Origin of the sequence: Chitinophaga costaii, from assembly GCF_900094705.1 — a bacterium.
GTDB classification, from domain to species: domain Bacteria; phylum Bacteroidota; class Bacteroidia; order Chitinophagales; family Chitinophagaceae; genus Chitinophaga; species Chitinophaga costaii.
In genome coordinates this window covers 1-1,563 of record NZ_FMAR01000050.1, presented here as the reverse complement: position 1 = coordinate 1,563, position 1,563 = coordinate 1, and the positions used below count along the sequence as shown (strand labels likewise).

Here is a 1,563-nt window from a genome sequence, read left to right as displayed (position 1 = left end):
TGAAATGGTCCAATAAATCCGGACAGTAAAGTTGCTTAAATTTGCAAAGCAATGACTGGAAGAAACACAAAAAAGACCCGTAGGAAATACGACGCAGGTTTCAAGGAAGAAGTCCTGAAAATGGTGGCTTCTGGTCGTCCTGTAGCGGAAATAGCCCAAGCGCTGGGCGTAGGAGATAACCTGATTTATCGTTGGAAAAATGCAGCCAAATCCGAAAAGGCGAAATCTAGTAATCTTCATAACGGCTCTACTCATCCGCCGGATACGTTTCTTGAAATTGAACGCTTGAAATCTGAATTGCGTCGGACAGAGCAGGAGCGGGATATTTTAAAAAAAGCCTTGGGAATCTTGGGCCGTGGGATATAAAAGCCATATATGCATCGATCGACAAGTTGCATGGCCAATACCCTGTTCAACAGCTATGTCAGGTGCTGGGCACAAGCCGAAGCTGCTATTACGATTGGAAGAATGCAAAGACACACCAGATCAGTCCCAAACAACAATCCATGGAACAGCATATAATAACCGTTTTTAAGGCCAATAAGCGGCGTTACGGCACCCGAAGGATCGTAGAAGAGCTAAATCACCAGGCCTTAAAGATCAGCCGATATAGGGTCAGGAAGACGCTTTCCAAAAACGGGCTAAAGGCTATTCAGCCAAGGTCGTTTGTACCCAGGACGACGGACAGCCGTCATACCTACCGGATAAGCCCCAATGTGTATAAGGAACGCGGTTTCCCCTCCCGGATCAATGAGACATGGGTGGGTGACATCACCTATATCCCCATGACAGGAGGGCCATTCCGCTATCTGTCGGTATGGATGGATTTGTATTCCCGCAAAATTGTGGGATGGGACTTGCAGGATCATATGAAAGAATCGCTGGTCGTAGCTTCTCTCAAAAAGGCTTTAGCAGCCCGTGGCTCCGCCGAAAACCTGATCATTCACTCTGATCGGGGTGGCCAATATGCCGGCACTCAATTCCGCCGGATCATTGACAAGCATAAATTAACACAGAGTATGAGTGATGCAGATAACCCCTACGACAATGCGCACATGGAGTCCTATTTTAGCCGGTTTAAGGCTGAACTGATGGAAGGCGGAGCATTTGATTCGGCAGAAGATTCCCAGACGGAAATATTCGAGTTTATCGAGATGTACTATAACCCTAAAAGAATACATTCATCTATTGGTTATTTATCGCCCAATGAATTTGAAAACCGATTAAAACAGCATAATACATGAGAAAAAACAGTGTGGGCTATCGCCCACCAACATAATGATCCGAGGGCTTCACGCCCCCAGCCCCCCGTGGGATTTAAGAGGCATCAACCCTCTGAATGATCAGAAAGCCCATGCAGTGATCAATCACCCATGAGCTTTCTGCTACTTATTCGGAGTAGACAACCGGACTATTCGTCGGGTGATCTTATTCCTCGGCGGATGCTTCCCAGCAGTGCCGCTTCCGCTTCAGATCAAATTAAATTTAAAGCCCTTTCTTACATTTGGAAAATATATCTTTAACCTAAGAGACTTCACTGTCCGGCAAAATCGACCCACCTCA

2 protein-coding genes are annotated in these 1,563 nt (G+C 46.3%); both read left to right on the top strand.

Translation table 11 applies throughout. From position 1 onward, the window contains the following. The first annotated feature begins 51 nt into the window (after nucleotides 1-51). A complete protein-coding gene (locus GA0116948_RS20890) occupies nucleotides 52-366 on the top strand; it encodes a transposase (protein ID WP_089715834.1) in 315 nt (104 codons plus the stop codon). Beyond that, complete coding sequence (locus GA0116948_RS20885; RefSeq protein WP_139111399.1) at nucleotides 297-1,244, top strand: IS3 family transposase; 948 nt, start codon at nucleotides 297-299, stop codon at nucleotides 1,242-1,244. Before GA0116948_RS20890 ends, GA0116948_RS20885 begins: the two co-directional genes overlap by 70 nt. Nucleotides 1,245-1,563: the final 319 nt, after the last annotated feature.